This is a genomic window from Pseudomonas sp. NPDC090592, assembly GCF_044769185.1.
Taxonomy (GTDB): domain Bacteria; phylum Pseudomonadota; class Gammaproteobacteria; order Pseudomonadales; family Pseudomonadaceae; genus Aquipseudomonas.
The window spans coordinates 49,173-65,358 of the sequence record NZ_JBIVXJ010000024.1 but is presented as its reverse complement, the minus strand read 5'-3'; the positions used below and the strand labels follow the sequence as shown (position 1 = coordinate 65,358).

The following is a 16,186-nucleotide window of genomic DNA, read 5'->3' as shown; positions in this document are numbered from 1 at the left end:
CTACCTTGGAAAGGGAATTGCGGAACCACCCAGCCACTCGCGCAGCTGGGAAAAATGATCGATGCACACCTGCGGGCCGAATTCGGCAAGCGCCTGCAGCGACATGGCACCATAGCCTACCGCCACCGAATGCATGCCGGCATTGCTGGCCATTTGCAGGTCGAACGCCGAATCTCCGACCATCAGTGCACGCCCGGGTTCGACGCCGCAGTGGCCGAGGATTTCTTCAAGCATCAAGGGGTGCGGCTTGCCACGCGTCTCGTCGGCAGCACGGGTGATGTCAAAGAACTGCTCCCAACCATTGGCCTTGAGCACCCGATCCAGGCCGCGGCGCGCCTTGCCGGTGGCCACGGCCAGGCGGTAACCCTCGACGCGGAACGCATCCAGCGACTCGACCACCCCCTCGAACAGCGGCGAAGGCTGCTGATCCAGCGCCGTGTAGATATCGGCATAGTGCTGACGGAAGCGTTCGACCTGCGCAGGCGCCAGGTGCGGGTACAGGGTGTGGATCGCCTCACCCAGGGCAAGGCCGATGATGCCCTTGACCGCGTCATCGCTGCTTTGCGCCTCGCCGGCACGCTCGGCGGCGGCATTCATGGCTTCGACGATGCGCCCGATAGAATCGGCCAGCGTGCCGTCCCAGTCGAAGATCAGTAGCTCATAGCCTTTTTTCATAGGTCAGGATGCACTCAAGCGCTCAACGGTTTTCGCCCACACCTCATCCACTGGCGCTTCGAGCTTCAGCTCACCACCGTCCGGCAGCGGCACGGTCAGCGCGTAGGCATGCAGGAACAGGCGCTTGCCGCCCAGCTCGCGAATCTCGCGGCTGAAGTCTTCGTCACCGTACTTGCTGTCGCCGGCAATCATGTGCCCGGCATGCAGGGTGTGCACGCGGATCTGGTGGGTACGGCCGGTGATCGGGCGCGCCTCGACAATGGTGGCGAACTCGCCAAAGCGGCGCAGCACGCGGAACAGGGTCAGCGCCTCCTTGCCTTCCTCGTTAACTTCGACCATGCGCTCACCGGAGCGCAGGTTGCTCTTGAGCAACGGGGCATTTACCTGCTTCTTCGAAGTCGGCCAATGGCCGCGTACCAGCGCCATGTAGCGCTTGTCGACACCATCGCCGCGCAAGGCGGCATGCAAGTGGCGCAGCATGCTGCGCTTCTTGGCGATCATCAAAAGCCCGGAAGTGTCACGGTCCAGACGGTGCACCAGCTCCAGTTCCTTGGCGTCCGGGCGCAGCTGGCGCAGCGCCTCGATCACGCCAAAGCTCAGGCCGCTGCCGCCATGCACGGCGATGCCGGCCGGCTTGTTCATCACGATCAGCGCCTTGTCTTCGTAGACAATGGCGGCTTCCAGGCGCTGCAGCAGGCCCTGGGCAACCGGCGCCGGCTCGTCACGCTCTGGCAGACGGACGGGCGGCACCCGCACGATGTCGCCCGCCTGGATCTTGTACTCCGGCTTGACGCGCCCCTTGTTGACCCGCACTTCACCCTTGCGCAGGATGCGGTAGACCAGGGTCTTGGGCACGCCCTTGAGGGCCGTGATGAGGAAATTGTCGATGCGTTGGCCGGCAAGTTCCGGCGCGACTTCGATCAGCTGAACGCCGGAAGTCGGAGGGGTATTGGTCGTCATGGCGGGATCATAACAATTTTTTATGGAATTGAAGCACTTAATCATTGCTGCTATAGTCGCGAACGCCGCCAAAAGCGGCAGGCCAGCGGCACCAGGCTCCTAGCCGGCCCTGACCAACGCAATTCTCCAGGACGCGAGGCCGTCCTACGGGGTTTTCGCCAGTTTACCGAATTGTCTGGAATCGCCACCAGCGCTGTGTAGAGAAGACCGAAAAAAACGACAAGTGCGGTGTTTCACCTGCTTACCCGATTCTTTTCGCCGTACCTCTGCCCGCCCCGTCGCTTCCACGCAACGCACGGCGAATGCTTCGGAAATACCTGCCTTGGACATGAATGGCGCCAGTGCAGTGTCTGCACTGGCGAAAAATGCAACCCGTTGCGGATTCAGCGCGCGGCAGCACCCGAATTATCAGGGATACGTGCAGGGTGGAGATGCACAGCCCTCGGACCGTGTAGCACCGCGTCCGGCCACCGGCCCAGTACAATGGCCGGCGAGCGGATAAGGTCCTGAACAGATGCCCCCGGGCGTCCACGGCTGACGGTTGATTCCTCCTCCTGACTGAGTGCACCAGGCCCGCTTGGTTGATTCGGATTCCAATTCGAAGCCACCGGGGCCTTGTTGGCACCGCAGCAAACAGGACGCGTCGTCGCGACAACGGCAGGCTGGGCAACCGGCTGGTGCCGAACGTTGCTCGACACGGGGGTGGCCCGGCCACCCTTTGCGCACCTTGGCACCGACCATGAGACGTCGTGTGTGCCGAACGCCGTTTCCGGCAGCCCGGAAACCGACGGTACAACATGAAAAGAATGCTGATTAACGCGACTCAACCCGAAGAGTTGCGTGTAGCACTGGTGGACGGCCAACGCCTCTACGACCTGGACATCGAGTCCGGCGCGCGTGAGCAGAAAAAGGCCAACATCTACAAAGGCAAGATCACTCGCATCGAACCCAGCCTCGAAGCCGCTTTCGTCGACTTCGGCTCCGAACGTCACGGCTTCCTGCCGCTGAAAGAAATCTCCCGCGAATACTTCAAGAAGGCCCCTGAAGGCCGCGTCAACATCAAGGAAGTGCTCAGCGAAGGCCAGGAAGTCATTGTCCAGGTCGAGAAGGAAGAGCGTGGCAACAAAGGCGCCGCCCTCACCACCTTCATCAGCCTGGCCGGCCGCTACCTGGTGCTGATGCCCAACAACCCGCGTGCCGGTGGCATTTCCCGCCGCATCGAAGGCGAAGAGCGCAACGAACTGCGCGAAGCCCTGAACGGCCTGACCGTTCCTGGCGACATGGGCCTGATCGTGCGCACAGCTGGCCTTGGCCGCAGCAGCGAAGAAATGCAGTGGGACCTGGACTACCTGCTGCAACTGTGGACCGCCATCAAGGAAGCGTCCCTGGACCGTGCTGCGCCGTTCCTGATCTATCAGGAAAGCAATGTCATCATCCGCGCCATCCGCGACTACCTGCGCCAGGACATCGGCGAAGTGCTGATCGACAGCATCGATGCCCAGGAAGAAGCCCTGACCTTCATCCGCCAGGTGATGCCGCAGTACGCCAGCAAGGTGAAGCTGTATGAAGACAGCGTGCCGCTGTTCAACCGCTTCCAGATCGAAAGCCAGATCGAAACCGCCTTCCAGCGCGTGGTCGACCTGCCGTCCGGCGGCTCGATCGTAATCGACCCGACCGAAGCCCTGGTGTCCATCGACATCAACTCGGCGCGCGCCACCAAAGGCAGCGACATCGAAGAAACCGCCCTGCAGACCAACCTGGAAGCGGCCGAGGAAATCGCCCGCCAGCTGCGCCTGCGTGACATCGGCGGCCTGATCGTCATCGACTTCATCGACATGACCCCGGCGAAAAACCAGCGCGCCGTTGAAGAGCGCGTTCGCGAATGCCTGGAAGCCGACCGCGCCCGCGTGCAGGTTGGCCGCATTTCGCGCTTTGGCCTGCTGGAAATGTCCCGTCAGCGCCTGCGTCCGTCGCTGGGCGAAAGCAGCGGCATCGTCTGCCCACGCTGCTCCGGCACCGGCATCATCCGTGACGTCGAGTCGCTGTCGCTGGCCATCCTGCGCCTGATCGAAGAAGAAGCGCTGAAGGACCGCACCGCCGAAGTCCGTGCGCAAGTGCCGATCCCGGTGGCCGCGTTCCTGCTGAACGAGAAACGCAACTCGATCACCAAGATCGAACTGCGCACCCGCGCACGCATCATCATCCTGCCGAACGACCACCTGGAAACCCCGCACTTCGAAGTCCAGCGCCTGCGTGACGACAACCCTGAAGTGCTGAACAACCAGTCCAGCTACGAAATCGCCGCCACCGAGGCCGAAGAGCCGACGCAGCCGACCGCCACCCGCACCCTGGTTCGCCAGGAAGCCGCAGTCAAGACTGCCCCGGCCCGCGCCAATGCGCCGGTACCGGCCAGCGACGAAGAGCCACAAGCTGTTGCGCCAGCGGCGCCTGCCCCGAGCGCCCCGGAGCCGAGCCTGTTCAAGGGCCTGGTGAAGTCACTGGTCAGCCTGTTCGCCGGCAAGGAAGAGCCTGCCCCTGCGCCGGTTGCCCCCGCCGCCGAGAAGCCGGCCGCCGACCGCCCACGCAACGAAGAACGCCGCAACGGCCGCCAGCAGAGCCGCAACCGCAACGGCCGCCGCGACGAAGAACGCAAACCGCGCGAAGAGCGCGCCGAGCGTGCGCCACGTGAAGAGCGCCAGCCACGTGAAGAACGTGCACCGCGCGAAGAGCGTGCGCCACGTGAAGAACGCGCACCTCGCGAAGAGCGTGCTCCGCGTGAAGAACGTGCACCACGCCAGCCACGCGAAGACCGCCGCAGCAACCGTGGCGAAGAGCGCGTACGTGAACTGCGAGAGCCGCTGGACGCCACCCCGCCAGCTGACCGCGAAGAGCGCCAGCCGCGTGAAGAGCGTGTAGCCCGCGAAGAGCGCGCACCTCGTGAAGAGCGTGCGCCACGCGAAGAACGCGCCCCTCGCGAAGAACGCGCGCCTCGTGAAGAGCGTGCTCCGCGTGAAGAACGCGCACCTCGCGAAGAGCGTGCCCCACGCGAAGAGCGCGCACCTCGCGAGGAGCGTGCTCCACGTGAAGAACGCGCACCTCGTGAAGAGCGTGCCCCACGCGAAGAACGCGCCCCGCGCCCACCACGCGAAGAGCGTCAGCCACGCGTAGCCGAAGAAGCGGCCGAGCAGGCTGCGGAACTGGCCGAAGAGCAACTGCCAAACGAAGAACTGCTGCAAGACGAGCAGGAAGGCGCCGATGGCGAGCGTCCACGCCGCCGCTCCCGTGGCCAGCGTCGTCGCAGCAACCGTCGTGAGCGCCAGCGCAACGCCAATGGCGAGCTGATCGAGGGCAGCGAAGAAGAAGGTAGCGAAGAGCAACCACAACAGCACCAGGCCACCGAGCTGGGTGCCGAACTGGCTGCCGGCCTGGCCGTGACTGCCGCTGTCGCCAGCAGCAACATCAGCGCCGACGCCGAAGCCCAGGCCAACCAGCAGGCCGAGCGCGCAACCGCTGAAGTCGCTGCAACAGCAGAAACCGACACCAGCGAAGCCGCCCAGCCGGTTGAACAGGCTGAAAAGGTCGAGCAGGTCGAAGCTGTCGCCAAGGCTGAGGAAGTGGCCGTGGCGCCAGTGGTCGAGCTGCCTGTCAGCGAACCAGTGGTCGTGGCCGAAGTCACTGCTGCGCCAGTGGTTGAGGTCGCTCCACAGCCGGTCATCGAAGCAGCACCTGCCGCTGAGCCGGTAGTGGTTGCCGAAGCGCCAGCGCCGGTGGTCGAAGCCGGTGAAATCGAGCAGGCTCCGGCCGTGGTCGAAGCCGCTCCGGTTGTCGAGCAGCCTGCACCGGCTGTTGAAGCCCAGCCAGAAGTGGTGGCCGAGCCTGCACCTGTGGCAGTCGAGCCGGCGCCGGTCGAAGCCCCGGTAGCGGTAGAACCTGCCACTGTCATGCTGGCCAACGGCCGTGCGCCGAACGACCCGCGTGAAGTGCGCCGCCGCAAGCGTGAGGCCGAGGCTGCTGCCAAAGCTGCGCAGGAAGCTGCTGCTGCCACCGAGGAACCAGCCCTGGAAGCCGCCGATGAGCACAAGCCTCATCACGGTTGATAGCCAAGGCTGAATGAAAAAGCCCCGCCAGTGCGAACTGGCGGGGCTTTTTCTTGGGTGGGTGCCTGGCCTGCACCGGCCTCTTCGCGGCTAAAGCCGCTCCCACAGGGGGATTCACTACCTTCAGGCCTGATGCAATCCCTGTGGGAGCGGGCAAGCCCGCGAACACCGGCAAAGCCGGTGCCATCCACTGCGCTGCCTGTTTCGCGGGCACGCCCGCTCCCACAGAAACTATGCTGGCTTCAGGTTAACGCCATGCCTGTGGGAGCGGCTTTAGCCGCGAAGAGGCCGGTGCAGCCAATGAATCAGTAAAGGTTAGGCTCCATCTCCAGCGCAACCCCGAACCGCTCCAGGATATCGGCCTGAATGCGCTGGGCCAGCGCATGCATCTGTGCCCCGCTCGCCTGGCCATGGTTGACCAGCACCAGCGACTGCAAGCGATGCACGCCAGCGTCCCCCTCGCGGTAACCCTTCCAGCCCGCCTGCTCGATCAACCAGCCCGCTGCCAGCTTCACCTGGCCATCGGCCTGGGGATAAGCCACCACGCCCGGGTGCTGCGCACGAATACGCTCGACCTGCCCAGCCGACACCACCGGGTTCTTGAAGAAGCTGCCGGCATTGCCGAGCTGCGCCGGGTCTGGCAGCTTTTCGCGGCGAATGCTGCAAATGGCATCACTGATTGCCTGCGCAGTCGGTTCGGTCACGCCCTGCTCTGCCAGGCGCTGGCGCACCGGGCCGTAATCGAGATGGGCCTGCAGGGTGCGGCTCAAGGCAAAACGCACGCGCAGGATCAACCAACGCCCCGGGTTACGCTTGAACAGGCTGTCGCGGTAGCCGAAGGCACACTCTGCCAAGCCGAAGTCACGCAGCTCGCCGGTTTCGCGATCCAGGGCCGTCAGGCCGGCAAACACGTCCTTGATCTCTACCCCGTAAGCGCCCACGTTCTGCATCGGCGCAGCGCCCACGGTGCCAGGGATCAGGCTGAGGTTTTCCAGGCCGCAACAGCCCTGCGCCAGCGTCCACTGCACAAACGGGTGCCACGGCTCACCTGCCTCGGCCTCGATCACCACGCGCTCGCCATCGTCGCTGAGCACGCGGCGACCCTGGCTGGCCATGTGCAGCACCAATGCATCGATGTCACGGGTCAGCAGCAAGTTGCTGCCGCCACCGATCACCAGCACTGGCAAGCCCTGCTGATGGGCATGGCTCAGCGCCTGGCGCACCTGCTGGTCATCCCGCGCCTGGCTGAAATAGCGCGCCTTCACGTCGATGCCGAAGGTGTTGTACGGCTTGAGCGATACCTGCTCCTGCCACTGTACCGTCATAGCCGCCCCTTGATTTCCAGCACCAGCGCCTGGCACGCCGCCTCGACCAGGTCGAGCACCTGCTCGAAGCCGTCGGCGCCGCCGTAGTACGGGTCCGGTACTTCATCCAGTGCGCAACTATAGCGGCGCAGGAACAAGTCGAGTTCGCCTGCCGCCGCGCGCGGGCGCAGGGCGCTCAGGTCACGCAGGTTGCTTTCGTCCATGGCCAGGATCAGGTCGTACTCGGCAAAGTGCGCCGCCTTGACCTGCTGGGCACGCTGCTGTGACAGGTCGTAACCACGCGCCAGCGCAGCCTTGCAGGTGCGTCTGTCGGGCGCCTTGCCGACATGCCAGTCGCCGGTGCCGGCAGACGCCACCTGCACCTGGCCAGCCAGCCCCGCAGCCTGCAATTGATGGCGCAACACGCCTTCGGCGGTGGGCGAGCGGCAGATATTGCCCAGGCACACGAACAGGACGCGCATCAGGCCTCCAGCAAGCGCCTTACGCGCTCCAGGTCTTCAGGGGTATCCACGCCCACGGCAGGCGCCTCGATGGCGTCCTCGACGTGAATGCGCACGCCGTGCCACAGGGCTCGCAACTGCTCCAGCGCTTCGGTCTGCTCAAGCCAGCATGGGCCCCAGCCAACGAAGTCCTGCAAAAAGCCGACGCGGTAGGCGTACATGCCGATGTGGCGGCGATACGGCACGCCTTGCGGCAGCACGTTGCGGTCCTTGGCAAAGGCATCACGGGCCCAGGGCAGCGGCGCACGGCTGAAGGTCAGGGCCAGGCCGTGCTTGTCACTGACTACCTTGACCGCATTAGGGTTGAACACGGTTTCCGGCTCATGGATCGGCTCGGCCAGGGTGGCGATGCCAGCCTCCGGGTGCGCAGCCAGGTTGGCCGCCACCTGGTCGATGATGACCGGCGGAATCAGCGGCTCGTCGCCCTGCACGTTGACCACGATGGCATCAGCCGGCAGGCCCAGATGCGCGGCCACTTCGGCCAGGCGGTCGGTGCCCGACTCATGGTCGGCACGGGTCATCAGCACTTCGGCGCCGAAGGCCTGGCAGGCTTCAAGGATAGTGACGTCGTCGGTGGCGATGACCACGCGGCTGGCAGCGCTTTTACGCGCCTGCTCCCACACATGCTGCACCATCGGCTTGCCGGCAATCGCCAGCAGCGGCTTGCCCGGCAGGCGCGTGGAGCGCAGCCGGGCAGGAATCACCACGGTGAAGTCCAGGCTCATTTGTCCAGGCGCTCGTCGTCGGTCAGGGTACGCGCCTCGCTTTCCAGCATGACCGGGATACCGTCGCGGATCGGGTAGGCCAGGCCGGCGCCCTTGCTGATCAGCTCGGTCTTGTCGGCGCTGAGCTTGAGCGGGCCCTTGGTGATCGGGCAGGCCAGGATATCGAGCAGTTTGGTGTCCATTGAAGGCTTCCTTTAGGCCAGGTGGCCGGAAATTGAAAAAGGCCTAGCGCTTGAAGTGCACGGGCAAAAGGCGCAGCAACTGGCCGTCGAACCAATTGACGAAAGCGGCTGACGGCACAGCGTCCACTGCCAGGTACCACCAATCGTCGGCGGCAAAAGCACGACATTTTACCGCGTCTTTTTCAGTCATGATCAGTGGCTGGCTTGGCTTGAATGTCAGACGCTCGCGGGTGTACTGCGCATGGTCGGCGAAGGGGTGTAGCGTGGGAGATAAATTCAAGGCTACCAAGGTCTTGAAAAAGCGCCTGGGATTGCCGATACCCGCTACTGCATGGACATGTTCATTCTTTGAAAAACCGTCCAGCTCACGCTGTTCGCCGCTTCTCAGATTGATGAAAGCCGTAGGTTCGAGATGAAAAGCGAAACCTGCACTGTTATCAATACCTGCACCATTGCGCAACACGGCATCAACGTCTTGCAGGCGCTCTACCGGCTCTCGCAGCGGCCCTGCTGGCAGACAACGCCGATTTCCCAAATCGCGCGCGGCATCAATCAATACCAACTCCAGATCACGTGCCAGGCGATAGTGCTGCATGCCATCGTCGCACAGAATCAGGTCGAGGGATTCGCTGGCCAGCAATGCCTTGACTGCACGCGAGCGGTCTGGGTCGATCATTAGTGGCACGCCTGTGCGCTGAACGATCAACAGTGGCTCATCACCCGCGTGATCTGCACTTTGTTCAGCGGTTACGCGCCAGGGAAACTGTGGCGGCCTGGCGCCATAACCACGACTGACCACGCCGACCTTCAAACCCTGCTTGCGACAATAGTCGATCAGCCAGAGAATCATCGGCGTTTTACCAGTCCCACCCACAGTGATGTTACCCACGACAATAACCGGTACTGGCGCGCGATAGCTGGGGCTTTGGCCACTGAGAAACCGTGCCCTCTTGCGCATCACTACCCGGCGGTAGAGCGCTTCCAGCGGGCGCAGCAGTGTCAGTGCCGGATGGCCGTGGTACCAGGCAGCAAGCAAACGGTCGGTGAAAGCCATCAAGGCGTACCCTGGGCCGCCTCGACAGTGGTCATGCGCAACTGGCTGAAACCGAGCTTGCCGGCAGCATCCATTGCAGTGACCACAGCCTGGTGCGGGGTCTTGCCATCGGCGCTGATGGCCAGCGGCAATTTGTTGTCGCCGCCCGATTCACGCTCGATGGCTTCGCTCAAGGTGGCCAGGTCGCTCTTGGGCAGCAGGTGATTGTTCACCGAATACACGCCCTCGGCGCTGATGGTGATTTCCACCAGCTTGCCCTCGTCGGCCGGCGCCTGTTCGGCACTGGCAGCCTCAGGCAACTCGACGCGCAGCTGGGTCTCGCGGGTAAAGGTGGTGGTAACCACGAAGAACAGCAGCAGGACGAACACCACGTCGATCAACGACGCCAGGTTGATGTCGACGTTCTCCCGCTGGCGATTGCGCCGGAACTTCACGCCTTGCCTCCGGCCACTTCCACTTCACGGTCGCCCTGGATCACTTCCACCAGCTTGATCGCTTCCTGCTCCATGCCCACCACCAGCTCATCGATGCGGCGCAGCAGGAAACGGTGGAAGAACACCGCCGGGATACCGACCATCAGGCCGGCTGCGGTGGTAACCAGGGCCTTGGAGATACCACCGGCCAGCACCGACGCATTGGCGGTCATTTGCGAGCCCATGAAGGCGCTGAAGATGTCGATCATGCCCAGCACGGTGCCCAGCAAGCCCAGCAGCGGGGCCATGGCGGCGATGGTGCCGAGGGTGCTGATGTAGCGCTCCAGTTCGTGGATGACGCGCGAAGCGGCTTCCTCGATGCACTCTTTCATGATTTCGCGACCGTGACGCGAGTTGGCCAGGCCTGCGGCAAGGATTTCACCCAACGGCGAATCGGCGCGCAGGGCCTTGAGCTTGTCACTGGTCAGCTGTTTGTCCTTGATCCACATCCACACCTGGCCCAGCAGGTGCGGCGGGGTGACGCGACTGGCGCGCAGGGTCCACAGGCGTTCGACGACGATAGCCATGGCAGCGATGGAACTCAGAATGATCGGCAGCATCATCCAACCACCGGACTTGACCAATTCCCACACAGTAAACGCCCCTTCGGAAAAAGGCCGCCACTCTACCATAGGCGCGCCAAGGGCTCATCTGCCGGAGGTCAGGGAATTGGCCTGCAACCTGCGCCGGCCCTTTCGCGGGCTCGCCCGCTCCCACAGGTATTGCACTGAACCTGAGGCCGGTGCAGTACCTGTGGGAGCGGGCGAGCCCGCGAATGGGCCAGATCAGCCACCCACAGCATCACGCCAGAATCGCCGCTGCCCGCGCATCCCCTCAACCTCTCCCCCCGCTCCCAGCATCAACCGCAATGCACCCTCCACAGCCGTATCATGCATCCTCACCCCATGCCGCCGATAACGCTCGACCACCTGTGCATGTGGGTGCCCAAAGCTGTTATTGCGCCCCCGCGACACCAGCACCCCGCGCGGCGCCGTGGCGCGAATGAACGCCTCGCTGGACGAACTACGGCTGCCATGATGCGGTGACTGCAGCCAGTCAATGCGCGGAGAATCGGTAGCCGCCAGCCAGGCCCGTTCGGCTCCGGCTTCGATATCGCCCGCCAGCAACAACCGCTCGCCCTGCGCCTCGACCTGCAACACACAGGAGCGGTCATTGCTGCTCTGCCCGGCTGCCCACTGCCACAGCGAAAAACGCACGCCATCCCATTCCCATTGCTCGCCACTGGCACAGGGCTGCAACTGAACGTCACTCAACTCTTCCCCACCAATCATCCGTCTGACCGGCAAACCACGCTGAATGGCCCCGGCCCCACCTGCATGGTCGGCATGGGCATGGCTGACCAGCATCACGTCCAGGCTACTCACACCCAACTTGCGCAAGGTCGGCAGCACTATCCGCTCACCCAGGTCGCTTTCGCCCCTGGCCGGCCCGGCGTCATACAGCAGGTTGTGCTGCCGGGTACGCAACAGCACCGCCAACCCCTGGCCAACATCCAGTTGCAAGACCTCGACCTGCCCGAACGGCACCGGTTCGCGGGGGACCCAAAGGGCTAGCAACATCACCCCACCCAACCCTCGCAGCGGTACACCACGGGGCAGCAGCACCAGCAATGCGCCCAGGCAGACCAGCAACCATGCCCATAATGGCAGGGCTGCCGGCACCCACGCCGGCCGTTGCTGAGCCACCAGCGCCAAGCCCCGGAACAGCAAGTCCAGCAGGCCACCTGCCAGCCACAACAACAGCTCCCCAGCCCCGCCCAGCGGCAACAGCAAGGTACCCAGCAACGCCAACGGCAACACCGCCAGGCTGATCCACGGCACGGCTACCAGATTAGCCAGCGGCGCAGTCAGGCTCACCGGCAACCCCACGGCCAGCAGCACCGGCAGCAAACCGACGGCAATCACCCATTGCGCCCGCGTCCAGGCTTGCCAGGGCCGCCAGCCACCCAGGCGGGCACTGAAACAATAGATAAGCGTGGCCACCGCGCCAAACGATAGCCAGAATCCGGGTAGCAGTGCCGCCAGCGGTTCGACCAGCAACACGGCAACCAGCGCCAGCAGCAACGGTAGAAAAGCCCCAAGGTGGCGAAAGCGCAGACGCCACAGCAGCACCACCGCCAGCATAAGGCAGACACGTTGCACCGGCACACCCGCACCGGCCAGCCAGCCGTAGGCCAACGCCGCCGTCATGGCCAGGCCACACGCCCAAGGCAGCCACGGCAGGCGGGCGGGCCACAGCCCCCAACGCGCCAGCCCGGCTATCAGGCCATACAGCAAACCTGCCACCAGGCCTATGTGCTGGCCTGAAATCACCAGCAGATGCACCGTGCCGGTGGCCTGCAACGTCTGCCAGTCTTCCCGAGCCAGGCCCGCCCCGTCACCAAGCACCAACGCGACCAGTGCGGCCTCCCGGCCATGGGACTCTACAGCCAGCAAGCGCTGACGCAGGCTGTCACGCCAGCCACCAACAACCGGCACCAGCATTTGCCCGGCCTTGACCGAACCTGTGGCGCCCACCCGCCGCGCCAGCAACTGCGCCTCCCGATCCGGCCCATGCGGGTTCAGCAGCCCGGCCGGGCGCTGCAAGGTCACCGCCAGCCGCCATTTTTCACCCGCCCGCAGCGGCGGCCCGTCGAACCAGCTCAGTTGCAGGCGTTGTGGCAGCTCGGCGCGCCGCGAGTGCGCGGCCTCCAATTCGAAGCGCACACCCTGTGCAGTCCGGGCCGGCAAGCCGACCACCCGCCCCTCCAGCCACAAGGTCCGGCCATCAAGTGCGGGAGCAAGGCGATCATCCAGCGCACCTTGCGCAGACCAGCACGCCCAGCACAAACCCAGCAGAAAAATACCCAGTGGCCACACCCGGCTAAACAGGCTAGCGACGGCGCAGCCAGCCAGCAGCACCAGCCACCCGACCGATGGCAATACGGGGAGAAAACCCAGGCACAACAGCCCGAGTGCGAGCGCAAACATCCCTGTGCGCATGAGGTAGAGCTCCAGAAGGCAAGTCACCCCCTGAGGCATAGCCCAATTGCCGGCAGTGCTTGCTCAACAATTGTCACAAACTCTAAACGAGGCTGAACCGGAATAAGGGCATACTGCCCGGATCAACGCTCCGGGAGCCTACATGCCGCGCCGACTTTTCAAACGCTACATGCCGGATCCGACCAGCATTCGCGAACACAAGTCCTTACGCTTTTTCGGCAAGCTGCTGCACGACCCGAACCTGTGGCACCTGAACCGTCACTCGGTGGCGCGGGCCATGGGCGTGGGCCTGTTCGCGGCGCTGATCCCGATGCCGGCACAAATGCTACTGGCTGCCGCGCTGGCCATTCCGGTGCGCGGCAACCTGCCAATCGCCGTCAGCCTGGTGTGGCTGACCAACCCGCTGACCATGCCGCCGGTGTTCTTCGTCACCTACATGACCGGGGCCTGGCTGATGCAGGTGCCGCCGCGCACCCTGCCCGACGAACTGACCTTCCAGTGGATCACCGACCAGCTGTCGACGCTGTGGCAGCCCTTCCTGCTCGGCTCGGTGGTGTGCGGCGTGGTGCTGGGAATCGCGGGCTACTTTGCCACCATGCTCTACTGGCGCTGGTGGGTGGGCCGGCAGTGGCGTCGCCGCCAATGCCGGTGCAAGGCCTCAGGCGCGCATGCCGCGGCCGCTGACCAGCAGGCGAACGCACAGCGTGTAGAGCACGGCAGTGGCCACCAGCATGAAGGTGATCGCCGTACCAATGCTGATATCCGACACCCCTAGGATGCCGTAGCGGAACGAGTTGACCATGTGCAGCACCGGGTTGGCCAGCGACACGGTCTGCCAGAACGGCGGCAGCAGGTTGATCGAGTAGAACACCCCGCCCAGGTAGGTCAGCGGCGTCAGCACGAAGGTGGGAATGATCGAAATATCGTCGAAGTTGCGCGCAAACACCGCGTTGACGAAGCCCAGCAGCGAGAAAATGGTGGCAGTCAGCAGCACCACGACCACCGTCACACCCAGGTGATGCACCTGCAGGTCGGTGAAGAACATCGACAGGATGGTCACGATCACCCCTACCGCCAACCCGCGCAACACACCGCCCAGCACATAGCCGACCAGAATGGTGTGCGGCGATACCGGCGACACCATCAGCTCTTCGATCGAACGCTGGAACTTGCTGCCGAAGAAGCTCGACACCACGTTGCCGTAGGAGTTGGTGATCACCGACATCATGATCAGCCCCGGCACGATGTACTGCATGTAGGTGAAGCCGCCCATGTCGCCGATCTGCCGGCCGATCAGGTTACCGAAGATGACGAAGTACAGGACCATGGTAATCGCCGGCGGCAGCAGGGTCTGCGGCCAGATGCGCAAGAAGCGCCGTACTTCGCGGTAGACGATGGTGTTCAGGGCGACCCAGTTGGTGCGCAGTTCCACACTCATACGGCCACCTTCGACAGGTTTTTTTCCACCAGGGACACGAACAGCTCCTCGAGACGGTTGGTCTTGTTGCGCAGGCTTTGCACCTCGATGTTCTGCAGCGCCAGCTGGCCGAACAACGCGGTGATGCCGATGTCCTTTTCCACTTGCACCTCAAGGGTGTGCGGGGTCAACAGCCGGCACGGGTAGCCTTGCAGTACCGGCGCACTGGCCAGGTCCTGCTTGAGGTCGAGCACGAAGGTTTCGACATGCAGTTTGCCCAGCAGCTGGCGCATGCTGGTGTTCTCGACAATGGTGCCGTGGTCGATGATGCCGATGTTACGGCACAACTGCTCAGCCTCTTCCAGATAGTGGGTGGTGAGGATGATGGTGATGCCTTTCTGGTTCAGCTCGGTGAGGAAGCTCCACATCGAACGGCGCAGCTCGATGTCCACACCTGCGGTGGGTTCGTCGAGGATCAGCAGGCGTGGCTCGTGGATCAGCGCACGGGCGATCATCAAACGGCGCTTCATGCCGCCCGACAATGACCGCGACTGCACATCACGCTTGTCCCACAGCCCCAGCTGGGTCAGGTACTGCTCGGCGCGCTCCTTGGCCAGCTTGGGCGGGATACCGTAGTAACCGGCCTGGGTCACGACGATGTCGAAGGTTTTCTCGAACTGGTTGAAGTTAAACTCCTGCGGCACCACGCCCAGGCAGCGCTTGAGCGCCGACGGCTCACGGTCCAGGTCGTGGCCGAATACGTTGACCGTGCCGCTGGTCTTGTTGACCAGGGTGGAGAGGATGCCGATGGTGGTGGACTTGCCGGCGCCGTTGGGGCCGAGCAAGGCGAAGAAGTCGCCTTCGGCAACGTCCAGATCGATCCCTTTGAGGGCCTGGAAGCCATTGCCGTAGGTTTTGGTCAGCTGTCGAATGGACAGGGCAGAACTCATAGCGGGTCACGTACCGAGTGAAAAGGTCAGGACACGCCAGGGCAGATCACTGGCGCAGTGAGTGCGGCCATGGTGCAAGGCCAGGCCGCACAAGTACAGTCACATCTATTGATAATGACTATCGAAGAAGGCTCAGGTGAGCGCGGTCATCACCGCAGCCTGGTAGGCCGGGCGCTGTTTCAGGCGCTCGTACCAGGCTTCCAGGTGATACATGGCCGGGCGCTCGATGGGCATTTCGAACCAGGCGTAGATGAAGCTCCCCAGTGGGATGTCGCCCATGCCGATCTGGTCACCGGAAAGGTACGGCTGATTGGCCAGGGTTTCGTCGGCAATGGCCAGCAACTGGGCGCACTGCTTGTGCGCGGCGTTGATCGCCACCCAGTCGCGCTGGTCTTCCGGGGTGCGCAGCAGGCCCCAGAACAGCGGGCGGAACGGTGCGGCGAACGACGAGGTGGTCCAGTCCATCCACTTGTCGGCCAGGGCGCGCTGGCGTGGGTCTTCCAGGTACCAACCCTGCTCTGCGCCGTACTCGGCGCACAGGTAGCGGACGATGGTGTTGGACTCCCACAGGGTGAGGTCGCCGTCCTCCAGCATGGGGACCAGGCCGTTGGGGTTGCGGGCGCGGTAGTGCGGCTCGTTGACCACGCCGAAGGCGCCGCCGGCGTCGATCGATTCGAAGTCCAGGCCCAGCTCGTGGGCGACCCACAGCGCTTTGCGCACATTGCTCGAATTCTTGCGGCCCCAGATCTTCAGCATGGCGATGTCCTTATGGATGCAGAGGGTGGACAGTCTACTCCAGAGTTTTGTTGCCTGTACTGGCCTCTTC

The 16,186-nt window shown here is 63.9% G+C and carries 14 protein-coding genes and 1 pseudogene; 2 read left to right on the top strand and 13 right to left on the bottom strand.

Going from position 1 to position 16,186, the window contains the following annotated elements:
- Complete coding sequence (locus ACIQUI_RS20355; protein WP_403202099.1) at nucleotides 1-675, bottom strand: HAD family hydrolase; 675 nt, start codon at nucleotides 673-675, stop codon at nucleotides 1-3.
- A 3-nt stretch (nucleotides 676-678) separates the two neighbouring features.
- Entirely contained in the window at nucleotides 679-1,635 is a 957-nt protein-coding gene (rluC, locus tag ACIQUI_RS20350; protein ID WP_025754829.1) for a 23S rRNA pseudouridine(955/2504/2580) synthase RluC, read from the bottom strand.
- A gap of 797 nt (nucleotides 1,636-2,432) precedes the next feature.
- Here rluC and rne point away from each other — a divergent pair.
- A complete protein-coding gene (rne, locus tag ACIQUI_RS20345; RefSeq protein WP_403202097.1) occupies nucleotides 2,433-5,732 on the top strand; it encodes a ribonuclease E in 3,300 nt (1,099 codons plus the stop codon).
- A gap of 305 nt (nucleotides 5,733-6,037) precedes the next feature.
- Here rne and murB read toward each other — a convergent pair whose 3' ends face one another.
- From murB to ACIQUI_RS20305, 8 genes are all read right to left on the bottom strand, one after another.
- A complete protein-coding gene (gene murB / locus ACIQUI_RS20340) occupies nucleotides 6,038-7,057 on the bottom strand; it encodes a UDP-N-acetylmuramate dehydrogenase (RefSeq protein ID WP_403202094.1) in 1,020 nt (339 codons plus the stop codon).
- Nucleotides 7,054-7,518 carry a low molecular weight protein-tyrosine-phosphatase gene (locus ACIQUI_RS20335; RefSeq protein ID WP_403202091.1) on the bottom strand — a complete coding sequence of 155 codons (465 nt, stop codon included), beginning with the start codon at nucleotides 7,516-7,518 and terminating at the stop codon, nucleotides 7,054-7,056. Before ACIQUI_RS20335 ends, murB begins: the two co-directional genes overlap by 4 nt.
- Nucleotides 7,518-8,282, bottom strand: coding sequence for a 3-deoxy-manno-octulosonate cytidylyltransferase (gene kdsB, locus ACIQUI_RS20330; RefSeq protein ID WP_403202088.1), 765 nt, complete (start codon nucleotides 8,280-8,282; stop codon nucleotides 7,518-7,520). Before kdsB ends, ACIQUI_RS20335 begins: the two co-directional genes overlap by 1 nt.
- Nucleotides 8,279-8,464, bottom strand: a complete 186-nt coding sequence (locus ACIQUI_RS20325; protein WP_003247142.1) for a Trm112 family protein — start codon at nucleotides 8,462-8,464, stop codon at nucleotides 8,279-8,281. Before ACIQUI_RS20325 ends, kdsB begins: the two co-directional genes overlap by 4 nt.
- A 43-nt stretch (nucleotides 8,465-8,507) precedes the next feature.
- Nucleotides 8,508-9,518 carry a tetraacyldisaccharide 4'-kinase gene (gene lpxK / locus ACIQUI_RS20320; protein ID WP_403202085.1) on the bottom strand — a complete coding sequence of 337 codons (1,011 nt, stop codon included), beginning with the start codon at nucleotides 9,516-9,518 and terminating at the stop codon, nucleotides 8,508-8,510.
- Complete coding sequence (locus ACIQUI_RS20315) at nucleotides 9,518-9,952, bottom strand: biopolymer transporter ExbD (RefSeq protein WP_346645013.1); 435 nt, start codon at nucleotides 9,950-9,952, stop codon at nucleotides 9,518-9,520. The genes lpxK and ACIQUI_RS20315 overlap by 1 nt, the downstream gene beginning before the upstream one ends.
- Nucleotides 9,949-10,584 carry a MotA/TolQ/ExbB proton channel family protein gene (locus tag ACIQUI_RS20310; RefSeq protein ID WP_028614013.1) on the bottom strand — a complete coding sequence of 212 codons (636 nt, stop codon included), beginning with the start codon at nucleotides 10,582-10,584 and terminating at the stop codon, nucleotides 9,949-9,951. Before ACIQUI_RS20310 ends, ACIQUI_RS20315 begins: the two co-directional genes overlap by 4 nt.
- Nucleotides 10,585-10,776: 192 nt before the next feature.
- A complete protein-coding gene (locus ACIQUI_RS20305; protein ID WP_403202080.1) occupies nucleotides 10,777-12,993 on the bottom strand; it encodes a DNA internalization-related competence protein ComEC/Rec2 in 2,217 nt (738 codons plus the stop codon).
- Nucleotides 12,994-13,135: 142 nt separating this feature from the next.
- On the opposite strand from ACIQUI_RS20305, the pseudogene ACIQUI_RS20300 reads away from it, so the two are divergent.
- Nucleotides 13,136-13,642 (top strand): annotated as a pseudogene (locus ACIQUI_RS20300) (DUF2062 domain-containing protein); the annotation flags it as partial.
- 9 nt (nucleotides 13,643-13,651) lie between these two features.
- On the opposite strand, the gene ACIQUI_RS20295 reads toward ACIQUI_RS20300, so the two are convergent.
- The 3 genes from ACIQUI_RS20295 to ACIQUI_RS20285 all read right to left on the bottom strand — a co-directional run bounded on the left by ACIQUI_RS20295 (nucleotide 13,652) and on the right by ACIQUI_RS20285 (nucleotide 16,116).
- Nucleotides 13,652-14,431, bottom strand: coding sequence for an ABC transporter permease (locus tag ACIQUI_RS20295; RefSeq protein ID WP_300024237.1), 780 nt, complete (start codon nucleotides 14,429-14,431; stop codon nucleotides 13,652-13,654).
- On the bottom strand, nucleotides 14,428-15,360 hold the full coding sequence (locus ACIQUI_RS20290) for an ABC transporter ATP-binding protein (protein ID WP_027919461.1): 933 nt from the start codon (nucleotides 15,358-15,360) through the stop codon (nucleotides 14,428-14,430). Before ACIQUI_RS20290 ends, ACIQUI_RS20295 begins: the two co-directional genes overlap by 4 nt.
- A gap of 132 nt (nucleotides 15,361-15,492) precedes the next feature.
- Nucleotides 15,493-16,116, bottom strand: a complete 624-nt coding sequence (locus tag ACIQUI_RS20285) for a glutathione S-transferase (protein WP_403202076.1) — start codon at nucleotides 16,114-16,116, stop codon at nucleotides 15,493-15,495.
- Nucleotides 16,117-16,186: the final 70 nt, after the last annotated feature.